The 15,783-nt window shown below is 47.0% G+C and carries 17 protein-coding genes and 2 pseudogenes; 8 read left to right on the top strand and 11 right to left on the bottom strand.

Features of this window, described 5'->3' with window-relative positions; genetic code table 11:
• The first annotated feature begins 52 nt into the window (after positions 1 to 52).
• Positions 53 to 928 (top strand): LysR family transcriptional regulator, encoded by an 876-nt coding sequence (locus G614_RS0119910; protein ID WP_027643359.1) that lies wholly within the window; start codon positions 53 to 55, stop codon positions 926 to 928.
• Between the two features lie 49 nt (positions 929 to 977).
• On the opposite strand, the gene G614_RS0119905 is transcribed toward G614_RS0119910, so the two are convergent.
• The 4 genes from G614_RS0119905 to G614_RS0119885 form a co-directional block, all read right to left on the bottom strand.
• Entirely contained in the window at positions 978 to 3,395 is a 2,418-nt protein-coding gene (locus tag G614_RS0119905) for an ATP-dependent DNA helicase (protein ID WP_027643358.1), read from the bottom strand.
• Between the two features lie 109 nt (positions 3,396 to 3,504).
• Complete coding sequence (locus G614_RS0119900) at positions 3,505 to 3,750, bottom strand: HPr family phosphocarrier protein (RefSeq protein WP_027643357.1); 246 nt, start codon at positions 3,748 to 3,750, stop codon at positions 3,505 to 3,507.
• 324 nt (positions 3,751 to 4,074) lie between these two features.
• The gene (locus tag G614_RS0119890; RefSeq protein ID WP_027643356.1) at positions 4,075 to 5,313 is read right to left on the bottom strand and encodes a 6-phosphofructokinase; all 1,239 of its coding nucleotides are present in this window, start codon (positions 5,311 to 5,313) and stop codon (positions 4,075 to 4,077) included.
• A 366-nt stretch (positions 5,314 to 5,679) separates the two neighbouring features.
• Positions 5,680 to 6,114, bottom strand: coding sequence for an NUMOD1 domain-containing DNA-binding protein (locus G614_RS0119885; RefSeq protein WP_027643355.1), 435 nt, complete (start codon positions 6,112 to 6,114; stop codon positions 5,680 to 5,682).
• Positions 6,115 to 6,378: 264 nt separating this feature from the next.
• Here G614_RS0119885 and G614_RS0119880 point away from each other — a divergent pair, with 264 nt between their 5' ends.
• Positions 6,379 to 6,801: a bacteriohemerythrin gene (locus tag G614_RS0119880; protein ID WP_027643354.1), complete on the top strand. Its 423-nt coding sequence runs from the start codon at positions 6,379 to 6,381 to the stop codon at positions 6,799 to 6,801.
• A 106-nt stretch (positions 6,802 to 6,907) separates the two neighbouring features.
• On the opposite strand, the gene G614_RS0119875 is transcribed toward G614_RS0119880, so the two are convergent.
• A complete protein-coding gene (locus G614_RS0119875) occupies positions 6,908 to 8,083 on the bottom strand; it encodes a DUF4317 domain-containing protein (protein WP_027643353.1) in 1,176 nt (391 codons plus the stop codon).
• Between the two features lie 390 nt (positions 8,084 to 8,473).
• Positions 8,474 to 8,983: a hypothetical protein gene (locus G614_RS33000; protein WP_242828151.1), complete on the bottom strand. Its 510-nt coding sequence runs from the start codon at positions 8,981 to 8,983 to the stop codon at positions 8,474 to 8,476.
• A 25-nt stretch (positions 8,984 to 9,008) separates the two neighbouring features.
• Here G614_RS33000 and G614_RS32995 point away from each other — a divergent pair, with 25 nt between their 5' ends.
• A complete protein-coding gene (locus tag G614_RS32995; RefSeq protein WP_242828150.1) occupies positions 9,009 to 9,284 on the top strand; it encodes a DUF4397 domain-containing protein in 276 nt (91 codons plus the stop codon).
• A 621-nt stretch (positions 9,285 to 9,905) separates the two neighbouring features.
• On the opposite strand, the gene G614_RS0119860 is transcribed toward G614_RS32995, so the two are convergent.
• From G614_RS0119860 to G614_RS0119845, 3 genes are all read right to left on the bottom strand, one after another.
• Positions 9,906 to 10,199 carry a hypothetical protein gene (locus G614_RS0119860; protein ID WP_027643351.1) on the bottom strand — a complete coding sequence of 98 codons (294 nt, stop codon included), beginning with the start codon at positions 10,197 to 10,199 and terminating at the stop codon, positions 9,906 to 9,908.
• A 259-nt stretch (positions 10,200 to 10,458) separates the two neighbouring features.
• The gene (locus tag G614_RS0119850) at positions 10,459 to 10,923 is read right to left on the bottom strand and encodes a GGDEF domain-containing protein (protein ID WP_027643350.1); all 465 of its coding nucleotides are present in this window, start codon (positions 10,921 to 10,923) and stop codon (positions 10,459 to 10,461) included.
• Between the two features lie 228 nt (positions 10,924 to 11,151).
• Positions 11,152 to 11,598 (bottom strand): hypothetical protein, encoded by a 447-nt coding sequence (locus G614_RS0119845; protein WP_027643349.1) that lies wholly within the window; start codon positions 11,596 to 11,598, stop codon positions 11,152 to 11,154.
• 238 nt (positions 11,599 to 11,836) lie between these two features.
• On the opposite strand from G614_RS0119845, the pseudogene G614_RS0119840 reads away from it, so the two are divergent.
• Both G614_RS0119840 and G614_RS0119835 read left to right on the top strand, forming a co-directional pair.
• A pseudogene (locus tag G614_RS0119840) lies at positions 11,837 to 12,501 on the top strand (DUF3298 and DUF4163 domain-containing protein).
• Between the two features lie 6 nt (positions 12,502 to 12,507).
• The gene (locus tag G614_RS0119835) at positions 12,508 to 12,693 is read left to right on the top strand and encodes a DUF6774 domain-containing protein (protein WP_027643347.1); all 186 of its coding nucleotides are present in this window, start codon (positions 12,508 to 12,510) and stop codon (positions 12,691 to 12,693) included.
• Between the two features lie 228 nt (positions 12,694 to 12,921).
• On the opposite strand, the gene G614_RS0119825 is transcribed toward G614_RS0119835, so the two are convergent.
• Positions 12,922 to 13,272, bottom strand: a complete 351-nt coding sequence (locus G614_RS0119825; protein ID WP_027643346.1) for a hypothetical protein — start codon at positions 13,270 to 13,272, stop codon at positions 12,922 to 12,924.
• A gap of 145 nt (positions 13,273 to 13,417) precedes the next feature.
• Between G614_RS0119825 and G614_RS0119820 the strand changes: the two genes are divergently transcribed.
• Positions 13,418 to 13,882 carry a TspO/MBR family protein gene (locus G614_RS0119820; protein WP_027643345.1) on the top strand — a complete coding sequence of 155 codons (465 nt, stop codon included), beginning with the start codon at positions 13,418 to 13,420 and terminating at the stop codon, positions 13,880 to 13,882.
• Between the two features lie 544 nt (positions 13,883 to 14,426).
• Here G614_RS0119820 and G614_RS34640 read toward each other — a convergent pair.
• Positions 14,427 to 14,822: pseudogene (locus tag G614_RS34640) on the bottom strand (transposase); the annotation flags it as partial.
• Positions 14,823 to 15,334: 512 nt separating this feature from the next.
• On the opposite strand from G614_RS34640, the gene G614_RS34635 reads away from it, so the two are divergent.
• Together G614_RS34635 and G614_RS34630 are read left to right on the top strand one after the other, a co-directional pair.
• Complete coding sequence (locus G614_RS34635) at positions 15,335 to 15,526, top strand: IS66 family transposase zinc-finger binding domain-containing protein (RefSeq protein WP_080664568.1); 192 nt, start codon at positions 15,335 to 15,337, stop codon at positions 15,524 to 15,526.
• Positions 15,527 to 15,533: 7 nt separating this feature from the next.
• On the top strand, positions 15,534 to 15,783 hold a 250-nt coding region (locus G614_RS34630), incomplete at its 3' end, for a transposase zinc-binding domain-containing protein (protein WP_207637856.1).

The raw sequence follows: 15,783 nt of genomic DNA, 5'->3' as shown, positions 1-15,783 counted from the left end.
AAGCCCCGGCAATCGTGATAAGATAAGCTTAGTTTATAAGGAGGACTTAATAATGGATATTAACTATGAACTTTATAAGGTATTTTATCATGTGGCGGTAACGCTGAGCTTTTCCGAGGCTTCCAAGCAGCTCTTTATCTCCCAGTCTGCCGTAAGCCAGTCCATTAAAGTCCTGGAGAAAAAGCTTAACCAGCCCCTATTCATCCGGAGCACTAAGAAAGTACAGCTCACCCCGGAAGGGGAGATTCTTTTAAAACATATTGAACCAGCCATGAATCTCATTAAAAAAGGTGAGAACCAGCTGTTGGAAGCCCATACCCTAAACGGCGGACAGCTGCGCATCGGAGCCAGCGACACCATCTGCCGCTACTACCTGGTCTCCTATCTGAACCGCTTCCACAAGGAATTCCCAAACATCCATATCAAGGTCATCAACCAGACTTCCATTGAATGTGCAAAGTTCCTGGAAAACGGACAGGCTGACTTTATCGTTGCAAACTATCCCAATTCCGCCCTGGCGGGCAGCATGAATACCAGGTTTATCAACGAATTTCACGATGTGTTCGTGGCCAGCCGCAGCGCCTTTCCCCTGCAAGGGTCCAAGCTGTCCCTGGAGGAGCTGCTGCGGTATCCCATCATGATGCTGGACCGCAAGAGCACCACCAGCGAGTTCCTTCATCAGGTATTCCAGAAAAGCCAGCTGGACCTGGTGCCGGAAATCGAATTGTCCAGCAACGACCTGCTCATCGACCTGGCCCGCATCGGCCTGGGGATTGCTTTTGTCCCTGACTTCTGTATCCCTAAAAATGATGAGGACCTGTTCATCCTGGATTTAAAGGAACAGCTTCCCTCCCGCCAGATGATGGTGGCCTACAATGAAAGCCTTCCCGTCTCCCAGGCAGCCAGACAGTTCATGGATATGTTATAGGATGCAGCCGCACTGCCATGGCCTGCAGGGATACCGCTCAGGCCGACTGCTATACCGCCCCGTCCCAGAACGCCCTCACTGCCTGTTCCACGTTATACCGGTTCACCACGGTGTAGGTCCCCCATTCCCTTGGGAACAGGGCCACGTATTCCGGGCGAAGGAACCGGTCGTCTAACAGGGCGATGATTCCCCTGTCATGGATGGTCCTGATGACCCGGCCAGCTGCCTGCATCACCTTGTTCATTCCCGGATACTGGTATGCGTAGTCAAAGCCATGTTCCCCATGTTCATCAAAATATTCCTTTAGAATCTCCTGCTCCGTGTTCACCTGGGGCAGTCCGGTTCCAATGATTACAGCGCCGATGAGGCGCTCTTCTTTTAAGTCGATTCCCTCTGAGAATATCCCTCCCATGACGCACAGCGCTGCCATGGAACAATCCCGTTCCTCCTCAAAGCTTTGCAGAAATGCCTCCCTGTCCTCCTCTGTCATATGGTTTGTCTGGGCATTCCAGATAAAAGAAAGGGCCCCTGACGCCTCCCTGGCAGCCAGAATATCCTCTATGGCATGGAGATACTGGTAAGAGGGACAAAATACCATATAATTTCCCTTTTTTCCCTCCACAACACGGCATATATAGTCCACTATCTTCTCATACTCGGAAGGCCCCCTGCGGCTGTAACGGCTGCTGACATCACTGGCAGCCAGCACCATGCGGTTTTCCTCAGGAAAGGGGGACTTTGCATAGACAGCGTATTCCTCCTGGTTACCGCTTAAAAGTTCCTTATAGTACTGGATGGGAAGAAGGGTGGCCGAGAAAAACAGGGTGCTGACACCCTTGTCCAGGCACTCCTTCAGGTTCACGGCCGGGTTGATGCACAGAAGCTTTACCATGAAGCTGCCGTCCGGGAGAATCTGGTCATATATCCTGTAGTGTTCATCCAGCCTGTCATACACATACAGGAAATCCCGGACCGCAAAGTAGAACTCCAGCACCAGGTCCCTGTCCGGAAACTCTATATTCTCATTCATAAAGGTCTCCAGCTCCCCAAACATGGTCATCAGGTTCAGGGCCAGAACATTCACATCCGGCAGCAGCTCGTAGGTGCTCCCCAGAACGGTTCTGCGCCCGCCCTCATCCCCGCCGTAGGAACGCTTTAATTCCAGGAACCTCTGGTTGCACTTATCCAGCTGGGCAATGACCTTTCCCGCACCGGACTGTGTCTTTAAAATACGTTTTGTCAGAAGCACATCCTCCTTAATGAGGCTGGCGCTGTACATCTCCCTGGCCCTGGGCACCAGGTTGTGGGCCTCATCCACCAGGAACAGGTAGCCCTGGCCCGGCTCCCCCTGGTCAAAATACCGTTTCAGCCTCACATTGGGGTCAAAGACATAATTGTAATCGCATATGATGCCGTCCACCCAGTTGGTGATATCCAGACAGAATTCAAAGGGACATACCTGATATCTCCGGGCATACTCCAGCACCTTGTCCCTGGTGATGCCGTCCACCTCCTGGATGATTTCGTAGACAGCGTCATTGACCCGGTCGTAATGGCCCTTGGCCCTGGGACATGCCTGGGGATTGCAGTCCGGCTTTTCCATGACGCAGAGCTTTTCCTTGGCTGTGATGGTGACTGTATTAAAATAAAGATGCCCCTCCCGCCTTAAAATGGAGAATGCTTCCTCCGCCACGCTCCTGGTAATGGTCTTGGCGGTCAGGTAAAACAGCTTTTCGCCATGCCCCTCACCCATGGCCTTCAGACTGGGGTAGATGGTGGACAGGGTCTTTCCCACACCGGTAGGCGCCTGGATAAACAGGTTGCGCTTTCTGGCAATGGATCGGTACACGTTTCCAGCCAGTTCCTTCTGTCCTTCCCTGTAGGGATAAGGAAAGGGCAGTTCCTTTAAGCACTCCTGGCGGCGGAGCCCGTGGTGATACAGATATCTGGCCCATTTGACATACTCATGAATCAGCCCCTCAAACCATGATTTCAGCTCCTCAAAGCTCCTGGCCTCCTTAAACCGGCGGATTTCCTCTGTCTCAATATTACAGTAGGTAATCTGGATGCCGATGGTTTCCAGTTCATTCTGGGTGCTGTAAAACCAGCCATAACACAGGGCTTGGGCCAGATGGACCGGATCCGGTTCTTCCAGCCTGGATACGTCCATATAGATACATTTAATCTCATCAATGGTGACTCCGGCAGGCTCGGTAATAATTCCGTCCGCCCTTCCCTCCACCAGGATATCGAACATGTCCTCCTGTACCTGATGCCGTAACATCACCTCGGAACGGTAGGATGCTCCCATACGTTTCTGAATCTTCCGGTGCAGCCTGCTGCCGGCCTGCATGGCCTCCTTCTTGGCCCCTGCCGTTCTCCGGTTGTCCAGATCCCCGCTTCTCATTACAAACTCCACCAGATTCCGCACCGAAATGCGTATCTGGGGCTGTGAATGATTCCCCAACTCTTTCTTCCTCCCCTATCCATTCCATATATAATATAGGGTATCATAACATAAAAAGGGGAGGATTGCAAACAGGTGTTCGCAATCCTCCCCCCCAATCGCGCCCTTATCAGGCAGCGCTTGCATTGGCTTCCGGTGAAATAGAATCCAGATATTCCTCAAATTCCTCGTTCTCACCGTTAAACTGAACGGTCAGAACCCTGGTCAGGTCCAGGCTCAGCACACCAAGAATGGACTTTGCATCAATCGTTACTCGGTTATAGAATACATCAATATCAAAGTCACACTTTGTAGCCTCATCAACGAACCTCTTTGCCTCAGCCATTGTCGGTAACATGATTTTCTTTTCTTTCATAGTCAAAACTCCTTTTTTGTGACATCCTGTCCTGTCAGGTACAGGAAGGGACCGTCCAACAGATAACAATTGAAAGTGGTTGAAATATATATATCACTATTATATTCAATTGTCAAATTTTCTTTCATGCCTTGTCCTAAAAAAAATACAAAAATTCATTGTGCAAAAATGTTATTTTTTACCTTTTCTTCCGGATTCCTTTATCAAAACTTCAGGGCGGTTCCCAGAAAACTGGGAAACCGCCCTGATTCTTTTCCGTTGCAGAAGGCATTTTTTATGCATTTTTTAATATTTTCATAGAAATTATAAGCCCCCTCTGTTCCTTTACCGCTTAAGAACAAGGTGCTGGGGAAGGCCGTTTACCATGAATGGCTGGTAGTCTCCCTGGATTAAAGGCTCCACATAATTGACAAATTCCTGAGTCACATAGCTTCCGTCCTTGTTGACCCAGCTCCTGGGCACGGTCTTCTCATTATTGGCAATCTTGTGTACGTCATATATGCCGGCCGCGCTCATATAAGGGTCGTCGGAAACCCGGTCAATGACAACCATCTTGCCCGTATCACCTTCATCCGCTGCCTTGACAGCTGCGCCGCCTACCATGTATGCCTCGTTGATATCCACCCTTGAGGCCACATGGGAAGCACTCCTCTGCAGGGTGGACAGCTCCACGGACCTGGTCTTGCACCCCAGTTCACCGGCCAGGAAACCGGCCAGATAATCCGCTGTCCCGGCCAGCTGCTTATGGCCAAAGGCATCTACATAATCGCTTCCTCCTGACAGCTGGCACACATACCGCCCGTCCGGCACCCTGATTCCCTCAGACACCGCAATGACAATGGACGGCTTCTTCTGAATCAGATCCCCGCATTTCTTAAGGAATTTCTCAATGTCAAAGGGTATCTCCGGCAGATAAATCAAATCCGGTCCGCAGCAGTCCTCTGTCTTGGCCAGGGCCGTGGAGCCGGTCAGCCATCCGGCGTTCCTTCCCATGCACTCCATGATGGTGATGGTCTTGCGGCGGTAGGATAAGCCCATGGCATCCCGGATCACTTCCTTGGTGGAGGTGGCTATGTACTTTGCCGCGCTTCCGAAACCAGGCGTATGGTCCGTAAGTGCCAGGTCATTGTCAATGGTTTTGGGAACGCCCAGGAACTTCTGGCCATGTCCCTTGACAATGGCATAATCGGACAGCTTCTTAATGGTATCCATGGAATCGTTGCCGCCGATATAGATAAAGACCTCGATGTCCAGCTTATCCAGTATGTTGAATATCTTCTCATAAAAGGCCGGGTTCTCATGAATGTCCGGCAGCTTATACCGGCAGGAGCCCAGAAATGCTGAGGGAGTCCTCTTTAAGAGCTCGATGTCCATGTCAGAATGAATCTGGGTGGACAAATCCACATACATCTCATCCAGCAGTCCCTCAATGCCGTGGAGCATGCCGTATACTTTGTGGAATCCCCTCTCCTTTGCTGTCTTATAGACCCCTGCCAGACTGGAATTAATGACTGAGGTAGGTCCTCCCGACTGTCCCACGATGATATTCCGTTTTTTCCCCATACAAAGTCCCCTTTCTTAAATAAAACAACATGGTTGTTTCTTAATTATTTAATAATGGCTGTCCTGTTCATCATACGCCTCATCCTCATCTTATCCACCCATGAATTCCCTGGATGATACTACAGACTCCTCCTCTGTCTTAGGGATGCAGCTCCTCTTATTCATTATTGTACTATAAACTCATGCAAATTTCCAGAAATACCTTGCAAATATAATCAATTTTCTGCGTTTTTTTCTTTTATTTATAGACTTTCCGGGCATACCGGGGTAATGCCAGCAAAAACAAAAAACAGCCCAAATACCCGGACTGCTTTTTTATCCCGTTTCCTGTGTCAATTTCTTCTATAAAAACAGCGGTCTAAAGCCCTACTGTTCCTGAACCTGATTATCATCCTCCATCTTCTCTTCCCATATATAGCCTCCTGCTGTCTTCTGAGCCCCGCTGAGCGCACATGACAGGCTTTTGCGACTGATTTTAAGACTCCGGCTGGCATGGGCAATGGAGAGGAATTCCCCAACGATTTCTCCGTCCAGATTCTTCTGGACCAGAGGACGCTTATCATGGTTTCCTATTTTGCTGATTAAATCTATTTCAATACTATCCTTCGGTGAATCCGCCAGTACCTTTCTCCAGACATAACCGCCTCCGGTCCTGCGTTCACCATGGGCAGCCCGCGCAATGGAGCCGATGGAGACCCCAGTTGCCTCATGGGCAGCCCTGGAGCTTTTATAATCTGCAATATAAACACCTTCGGTAGAATATTGACGATATACATAACCTGCACTAATTGTCCGACTCATCTGTATCTTCATCCTCCCATTATCTTATGAATGCCATGCGTACATGGTCATTATATCAACTATTGACTTTTTTGTCCAGACAACTTCTTACATGTATACCCACCCATATTTCCAGTGTATTCGGAGAGTCGAAGATATGGTTTTCCAACCTCCACAGGGAGCTCCATTCATCTGACAATTTATCTCTATTGTTGCAAAAGTCATAGTATTTTCTCATTATCTGTGATAAATTATATATATCAAACATTCAGGAGGTATTGTAACATGTATGCAGAATTTACAGATGACCTGGTAACAGGCAATGAGATGATTGATACCCAGCACAGGGAACTGATTGGTAAAATCAATGATTTATTAAAGAGCTGTGAGGAGCGCTCCAATCAGAGCGGCGCAGCCAGAATGCTGAATTTCCTGGCCGACTACACCGAATACCATTTTAACGAGGAGGAAGCCCTTCAGGAATCCATAAATTATCCAGGCATCAAGGAACATAAGGAAAAGCATGAGGAACTGAAAAGGACGGTCCAGGAGCTTCATGAAATGCTGACCGAGGAGGAGGGCCCCACTGACGCCTTTGTGGAAAAAGTCTCTGAAAAAGTCAGGGATTGGCTCTACTATCACATCCAGACCTTTGACCGCTCCGTAGCTGAATTCAAATACATGCGGGATAACGCGGAGCGCATCTAAGTATTCCCGGGAGGATTCCAGACATATTTATAACCGTAAAAGCCGGCCCATACACCTGACACGGTAAGGACCGGCTTCTTGTTTTTATAATTTTCTCTAGGAATTTTTATTCAGACGGTTCAGACGTCCCGTCCCCCTCTGTCTGCCTTGGGGCAGCTATCGGGCGTACCGTGATTCCGTTGATTTCCACATGCTCATTGATGGCAATGACGATGCAGGGCCGTCCCTCTATCATCCGGTTCTCCACCAGATAGGTCTTGTCCGGGGATACCTTGATGCTCACATCCGGAGTCTTGATTTCAAAGCTTCTGGTATTGACCACATTGGCAGCCACAAAGCTGGTGCCGGGCCCATCCTCCACCTCTGCATATCTGCGTTCAAGCTCTTCCAGCTTTTCAGGGGGAGCGCCGTTTGTCTCCAGCAGTTTCTTTACCTGATACTTGTCCAGGGTCAGGGGTACGGGCTCATCCTTTGTCTCCTCCACCAGCTCGCTCAGATTCTCATGGATGTTCTTTACTGTCTCAAAGTCACAGTTATCTCCCAGTGTCTCCTCCACAATGGCCTGGAATGTCTCCTTCTGGCTTTTGGCAGACATGGGTATCACGCAGCCCAGAAGCTCGTCAATCAATGTGTCCGGCAGTTCCTCCGGATTCTTGGCATAGTACAGCAGGCTGTGGATGTCCGTGTTCCTGTCGTTAAAGGCAGGGAACAGGAAGCCCTGGACAGGCGGCTCCACCAGCCAGTCCCGTTCGCGGTTCTCAATGGTGTTTGTAAGGGTATTATAACACAATCCTGCCTTCGAAAGCTTAACAGGGCATATGGTGCATTGTATGAATTCATAGACATAGTCCGATGCATCGAACATCTCCGTGCCGTCCGTTGCCTTGGCCGGAATATCATAGGCGCAGTGGATGAGAATGATGTAATAGTTCTCGCCATAGTCATAATTGGCAATGACCTTGTCATAGAACTCCTCCAGAACAGCGTCGTCCTTCAGCTGGCTGTCCCTGAGCTTTAAGAGAAAATGCTGGGTGCCTCCCTCTGCCTCTGTATGTAATGGAAACTCCATATTAATCAGGTTCTTTCCAATGGTCCCGGAAATGGCATTCCTGAATATGGTAAAATATTTAAAAGCTTCTTCCTCCTGCAGGGAGAGGAACGCCTCCTTCAGCTCTGTCTTCTTATTCTTCTCCGCGTCCACGTAGCAGCCGCAGATTCGGGTGATGGCACAGCCTGCCGGGGTAAACAATTTCTTGATTTCATTTGCTTCTTTCTTATTCATGAGCCAGTCTCTCCTATCTGAAATTCCATTTAATAGTAGACCAGATTTCCTCACAAGTCAATAAATAAAATGACCAGTCGGGGAACTGGTCATTTTAGGAGAAGGTATTTCGTTTCTTATGGGGTGTAGCAAAAACTATATAATGTATTGGGGGGGTACGTTTATTATAATAGCATACCCTATTAAAAAAGTCTGCCCAAAGTTTCATCATCGAAAATTCTTATTTTGTGCACTTTGCAGCCATTCCCCAAAGCCTGCCTCTCCGCACAAAATATTTTTCCACGCATAAGATATGACAAAGCATATTATGAAAGGTTAACTTATGTATAACGATAATTACTATCCGTCCATGGAAGAGGAAGATATGGATTCATCCCTTATCTATCCTGACTATGATTCTGAATCATACGAATCCGATGAATGGCTTAATTCCCAGGAAAATGACCTAAATGACCCCATTCTTCCGCTTCCGGAAGACCAGGACACCTGGTCAGGCCAGGAGGATGATATTGACATGCAGGAAAGGTCTGCCCGTCCCGTGCCGAACAGGCCTGTTCCTCCTATACCGAACAGACCCGGACAGCCAATGCCTCCCAACCGGCCGGCACCTCCCAGACCCAATCCTCCGAGGCCCAATCCTCCGGGACCCATGCCTCCAAGGCCCAATCCTCCCAGACCCATGCCCCCAAGGCCCAATCCTCCGGGACCCATGCCTCCAAGGCCCAATCCTCCGGGACCCATGCCTCCAAGGCCCAATCCTCCGGGACCTATGCCTCCACGGCCCCCAAGACCCATGCCGCCACGGCCGCCAAGACCTACGCCGCCACGGCCCATTCCTCCCAGGCCCACGCCCCCAAGACCAAATCCTCCCAGACCTGACTGGTCCTGGAATTGGGGCACAATCCTGCCGGGAATCGTCCTTCCCGTGTCGCCTGCACGGGTCAGATTCTACAACGCAGCGGTCCGGGGTCCAATCCAGATTTACGTGAACAACCGTCCGGTTGTCTCCAACCTGAACTTTTTGAATTTCACACGTTTCTACAATGTCATTCCCGGGCGCTACCGCATCACGGTCTACCGCGGCAACGACCTGAGCACACCTCTGGTAGATACCTGGATGACGTTCCTCCAGAATCAGACCTATACGGTCACACTGGCTGGCTCCGGTTCTAACTTCTGGCTCCAGTCAACTTCCATCTAATCATAGTTTCAATATGATAAAGGGACGCTGCCATGAGGATTTGGATTTCATGGCAGCGCCCCCTTTTTTTACACAATCTTTGCCTCAATCTTTGCCTGTATCTTGGATTTGTACAGGCTGGCTGCAATGGCTGCCGCGGCCAGGGATTAAAACAGGCTGTTCATCATGTTGTTGAAGCTGTTATCCAATCCGGCCGGGTCCGGGAAATACGGCAGCAGACCATTGAATCATAAAAAGTCCGCCAGAAACAAAAGCCCTGACTGTCACGGCTTCATCATGGACATAATTTTTTTATTCTGCCCCATATCCCCGCTCCTCCTGTCCCCCTTGATTTTCTCGTAAGAATTTTGCATGATTTTCGTCACAAACTGCTTACAAACTGTTCACATTTACGCAACAGACTGCTCACATTTTCTGAATATACTATCTATTGTAAAAGGTCAATGCTAATAACTTTTTTTCATAATACTCCGCCAGCGGGAACAGCCCGCTGGCTACTCCTCTTTTTAAGGGTATAAGTGAACATATCTGTGTTTCGTATATATAAGTAAGTACAACAAAAAGACGGCTTTCGCCGTCTTTTATAAATGAATGATTAGGTAAATGAACACATTTTCCTGATTAGTTAATCTGAATCTCCATGGCCTGCTCCGGGAAAAAGTCATTTTCCATATCATATATATTGTGGGTGGTGGAATCTCTCAGCACGCGGCCTTCCAGTGAATAGCAGCGCATGAACTTGTTCTGTCCATCCACACAGGTCCAGTTCTCTGCATCCCAGGTCAGATATCCCATATCATCCGTCCTCTTCTCAGCAAACTTCATATCAATCTGACGGTCCTTTTTCATGAAGTCTATCAAACCTTCCTTAGTCACTTCAACTTCCTGCCTGTTAACGCAATCAAATGCTTTCATTCGTCTTCTCCATTCCGCACTGCCTGCCGCTGTGCATATCTTGATTTTTATCCCATAAGGATTCTATCATAAAACCGGGGTTCTGGCAACAGATGGATGGACGGAATGATTTGTACGTTTGTAATCGGATGTTTGTAATCCTGCTCTCTAATACAGTCTCCCCTTTCCGCCATTGCCATTTTCCCATAAATCCCCATTGGTTCCCATAAGCAATCCCTGGGCCAGAGCTGCCTTCTCATCGCAGGGCCCCCAGACCTTTCTACTCACACCCCGCAAAAAAACGGTATGTCTCCTTGTACTGTTTTGCCTGATACATAGCATGGTCCGCTCTCTCAAAAAGCAAATCATAATCCACTGCATCCTCCGGAAAAAATGCAATCCCGATACTGTTGGTAAAATTCAGCCCCGACTTACTGCAGCGCAGGATTCTGTTGATTTTATCCAGCAATTTGTCCCTATGGGAAATATTCTGCACCAGGACAGTAAATTCATCTCCCCCAAACCTTCCAATCAAGGAATCTGCAAATGTATTTTTCAGGTTATGGGCAACACATTGGATGATTTCATCGCCAACCGTATGACCGTATGCATCATTTATCAGCTTAAAATTATCAATGTCAATCAAAACATAGGGTTCTATCTCTCTCAGAATCACCTCACCGCTGATTCCAAATATATCCTCGGCATTCTCGAAGAAAACATACTCCTGATGAAGCAAATCCACTTCAAAAACGCATATTCCCGCTGCCTTTAATGCAATACTCTGGCCAATATACCAAAAAGTATATTTCTTTCCTGCAAATTACCAATAACAAAAAACTGCCAGTCTTTCACAACTGACAGCCACGCAAATCATAAACTTTCCGGCAGTATCGTTATATAACATATCATGCTGTATGTATAACACAGCCTTACAGTCAGGGCATACGATGGAACCACATTCAGGACATAATTAAGACGGCGATTTATCCCCTCCGTATTTTATGGTATCCAGGAACGCATCAAGTGTATACTCCTTATCAAATTCATCCACGATGCTGTATTGCTGCTGATTCATCTTGCTGTTGAAAAAATCCACAAGGCTGGCCTCATCCCGTATAATGTGTTCTTCGACGTAGGACCCCTCCCATTGGAACAGGTTCCGCTTGCCATTCCAGTGCGACACACCGATTACCGTTTCATAGCTCTCGGATTTACCTGGCGCGTCTGAAATCCCGGATATGTTTTCTTTGACTATTTCATTTCCAAACTCCGCGTTGACATAGGTTCCATTAACTTCACTGCAATAATCCTCTATCTGCTGTTTTAATCCGGGGATGAATGTTTCTTCCCAGAACCTGTTAAACGACTGGATTTCTTCCCTTTTTTTCCGGTTGAAAAGATAATAACTTATAGACAATCGCTCTACCTCCATTGTGTCTCCAAACTCATATTGTTTTGTAAATAATAAGCTGTTTACTAAAACTTTCTATATTATACCAAAATTCAGCCTGCAATGCCACTATAGATTTTATTGCCCATATGGTCCTTGTTTTATACAAGACAATTTTCCCGCTTAAACCTGCTTTCTGTTTAACGCTGTCACGTTGGAACGCTTTATGAATATACTGTTATAAATACTTTTTCCGGGTAACAATGTGCAGACAATCACCGAAATAACTTTAAATGATACCATGCTTTATGGGGACATACCGGTATTTACCTATCACATCACGTTTCCATCCTTCTCAACCACTTGTGATTTGGCTGCCGCCCAAACAATAAACGCTTATTATATGCACCTTGCAGGGAATACGGAACAGTATTGCCGTACCGTCCTCTATCCTCAGGCAGTTGAAAGCGCCGGATATATCCCTGTCAACCGTCCGCCATTTAATCCTTATACCCTGGATATGCGTTATCAAATAACCTATAATTCCGGCTGTATTACCAGTCTTTATATGGATACTTACACTTATATGGGCGGAGCCCACCAGGAACTGAAGCGGACATCGGACACATGGGATTTTAATACCGGCCAGCGTCTGCAGCCGGATGATGTCTTTCCTCTTACTCCCGACACCCTGAACCGGCTTCAAAACACCATGGAACTGCAAATCTCAGAACGGTTAAAGGTATCTCCCGGCTCTTACTTTGAAGATTATCCCTATCTTCTGAGAAATAACTTCAATCCGAATCATTTCTTTTTACGGCCCGGATATTATGTCATATATTATCAGCAATATGAAATCGCTCCCTATGCAACGGGCATACCGGAATTTCCATTTCCTCTGCCCGGTCAGAAATAAATACAAGGAGATAATCTGTCTTGCAATCCTGCGAACTCGCTCTTTCCATATCCACCCTGGCCTGCTGCATTGCAGAAGGCAAGAGCCCGGAAGAAATCGCCCTTATCAGTTCCATTTTTATGCAGTTAGGCGATACGCTGACAACCATTGCCGCACATCAGTCACTGTGCTGTCCGCCCAAGGAAACGAAAAAACAGTCATCATAAGCAGCCGCCCATAGTCCAAAAAAGGACGGTTGAGCCTTGCTCTCCCGCCCTTTTTTGGTTTATATGTCCGCCTTTATACTTTTACTTTTGAGAACCACCCTGTTCCCATAGGAATCAGTATCTAGCGTTCCTTCCACAAATTTCCTCATGGTCTTTTCAATTTCACAGGTTTCTTTTTCGATATAATGTTGTATACTGTTAATCATGGAAAGCACCTTTCAGGGCTAATCAATCACCCTTCTCTTTCAACATTTTTATATACAATTCATCCCTATTACTGCAAATCAATGTTCTGTTACAGTCAACCAAATATATCCCGCCATTTTGAAATTCAGGATGAACTTTAATAGGGTCCGTTACACACATCTGAAAGATGCCATTGGTTCCAAACGGTTCAATGGACTGCAGATATATCATATTGTATAAAGCTTCATCACCATACTTCCCACCAACATAATATAAAATAGAATTCAAATCACTCCCGGCCGTGCCGTAACTATCCACTTCCTTTTGAGTGATTTTTATCTCATGATAGTCTCCTCCATCATACCATCCTACAAACCATATATGACCATCCATATCCGCCACCTCACCCCATAATAATTATATCAGCGGATACATGGACTGTAAACAATCAATCAGTTTTCTCCAACTGTCTGTCCCGCCATTTTCGTATATTACATGTATTTTTACATACAATATATTTAATAAGGGGGTACTATCCGTGAAACGCAATAGCAAATTAGTTATCTGTCTGGCCACACCGCTGGCTGTTGGTGCTGCCTCAGCATTCATCACCCGCAGCAGCATGTCCATATTTCGTCAGCTAAAAAAGCCGCCCTTTTCTCCACCGGGATGGATTTTTCCTGTTGTATGGACCATTCTGTTTGTCTTTATGGGGATTGCATCCTATCTGGTAATCACTGCCAACGAAGCACAGGGGCGTGCAAAAGCACTTTTAGCCTATGCAGGGCAGTTGGCTGTCAATTTCTTCTGGCCAATATTTTTCTTTAAACAGAAATGGTTTTTATTTTCATTTATATGGCTTGTGGCCTTATGGTGTCTGGTCTTTGTTACCATTAAATATTTTTATTTCATCTCCAGAAAAGCCGCCTGTCTATTGATTCCATACATCATGTGGATAACGTATGCCGGATATTTAAATCTCTTGATAGCTTTGCTGAACTGACCTGTCCAGGTGACATATATGGCAACTTCATCCCCGTGAAGCCGCGAGGCCAGGGCCAGCTCCAGGCGTTTCTGGGTCTGTCCCTCCAACGTTGGCTGCTTTCAGTTCACGGTTCATAAGCACCCTGGAAATACGGCTCAGCACATAAATAAGGAGCAGCTCCAGTCCAGTAACGGCAGAAGCCATACCTGGACCGTGGCTTTCAGCATTTTCCCTTAGTTAAGGATATGAAACCACAACTCATGTTTGCCTTGCCTGTGGCAATACAGCCCGGAGGGCTGATAACAAGAAACGGCGGTACGCGCACCGTTAAGGGATAGTGTATCGCCGTTTCTTGTGGGGGTATCAAAAGGGGGCAACGCCCCTTTTTTGCTTTATAGGAAACTTCGCAAATCGGCAAAGATGGTGTATAATAGACTGGAAATAAAAAATGGCATAGCAAAAGAGCGAAGATGTGACTTCGCCATGACGTTGTCTATGAAGTTTTTTGTTTTTGGTTTAGGCTGCACTATCTGACGGTAGAGAAGGAATAAGGCGTATGGAGCTATCCATATCCCATAACCTTTCGATAGCGTTCAAATAGTGCAGTTTTTTTGTGGTAAACTTCTAAAACCAACATAGAAGTGCCACACTCCGGGCATCTGAGCGGATCATAGCCAAAAGCCAGAAGGATTGAATTACGCCAATCCAGAAGCCTGGAAAGATAACGCTGCTTCTGAGGGGATAAACATTTGCGGAGATTTTTTTCCTTTTTATGGTGTTTTGCATAAATGCCGTAGTAGCGGACCATTTTAAAGTGCCTGTCAGGGATATGTACGATCAGTTTGATGAAGTCAATGCCGGGGATGCATTCCGTGATCGTTTTATGATCCTCATGGCGCTGATAATGGAACGTCACGGAATCCCCGTCATAGGCATCAATCCTGGAAGTGGCAATGAGAAATGTTTTACCTGTATGTCTGCGGCTTGAAAGATGGCATCCGGGCCATGAAGTTTATCAACAACCTGTAACAGCAGAAAGAAAACACACCGACCAGATCCATCATGGAATGGTCGGTGTATTTGTCTTATGACGATTGCTTTCCGTGTGTGTTTTTACCCCCATAACCCCCCGGGTGTGCGCCATTGTACCATAGCGCCGGTGTGACTGTCAATTTCAATTCCCTTGCGTTTTCCTTACTGAAATCTTACCTGCATATGAATTCCAAAAGGCCAAACATGTCATGCGTGGGTGGCTCGGCGGCACCCAATTTTTCCAACGTCTCGTATTCTGCCACCCGGTGCCTCTAAATACTGCTGAAAATGAGAAAACTGCCGGGTGGCAAAGCCCAAATTTGTTATGCTGGATGCCCCTGTTTTTTGAATACCTTTTTCTCGCATTCCAGAAAAACTTATACCACCAGCCAAAGATAATTTCGCCAAAACCAAAACTGCCCATACTGCAATACCCCGATGGAAGTCATCGGTAAAAAAGTCGTCCGTGAAGAACTGCGGATCATCCCTGCAAAAGTGGAACGGATCCAGTATGTCCAGGAAGTCCTTGGCTGCCCGTATGCAAGAAAGTGCCTTCGGCACCTCAACTCCCCTAGCCCCTCATTCATGAGGGGAATTAGGGCTTGTTTTTTGCGTCATTTTATTCCATAATAATCTCATGAATGTGATTCAGAAGATGCTCAGAGACTATTACGAAATCATTGAATACGATATAAAACCCAGACCTGTCGTCATGGAAAACATTGATAAGGTCATTAACTGCGGGGATCCTTCTTATGGTGGCGCCATGTATGGTTGTCCCCATTGCGGTAACCTCAAGTTCGTTCCTTTTCGCTGCCACTCCAAGTTTTGCCCCTCCTGCGGCGCTAAGTATTCCAATGACAGGTCTACCGCTATGTCTTTTAAAT

Source organism: [Clostridium] clostridioforme AGR2157 (assembly GCF_000424325.1).
GTDB lineage: Bacteria > Bacillota > Clostridia > Lachnospirales > Lachnospiraceae > Enterocloster > Enterocloster clostridioformis_A.
This window is presented reverse-complemented; position numbering and strand designations above follow the sequence as displayed.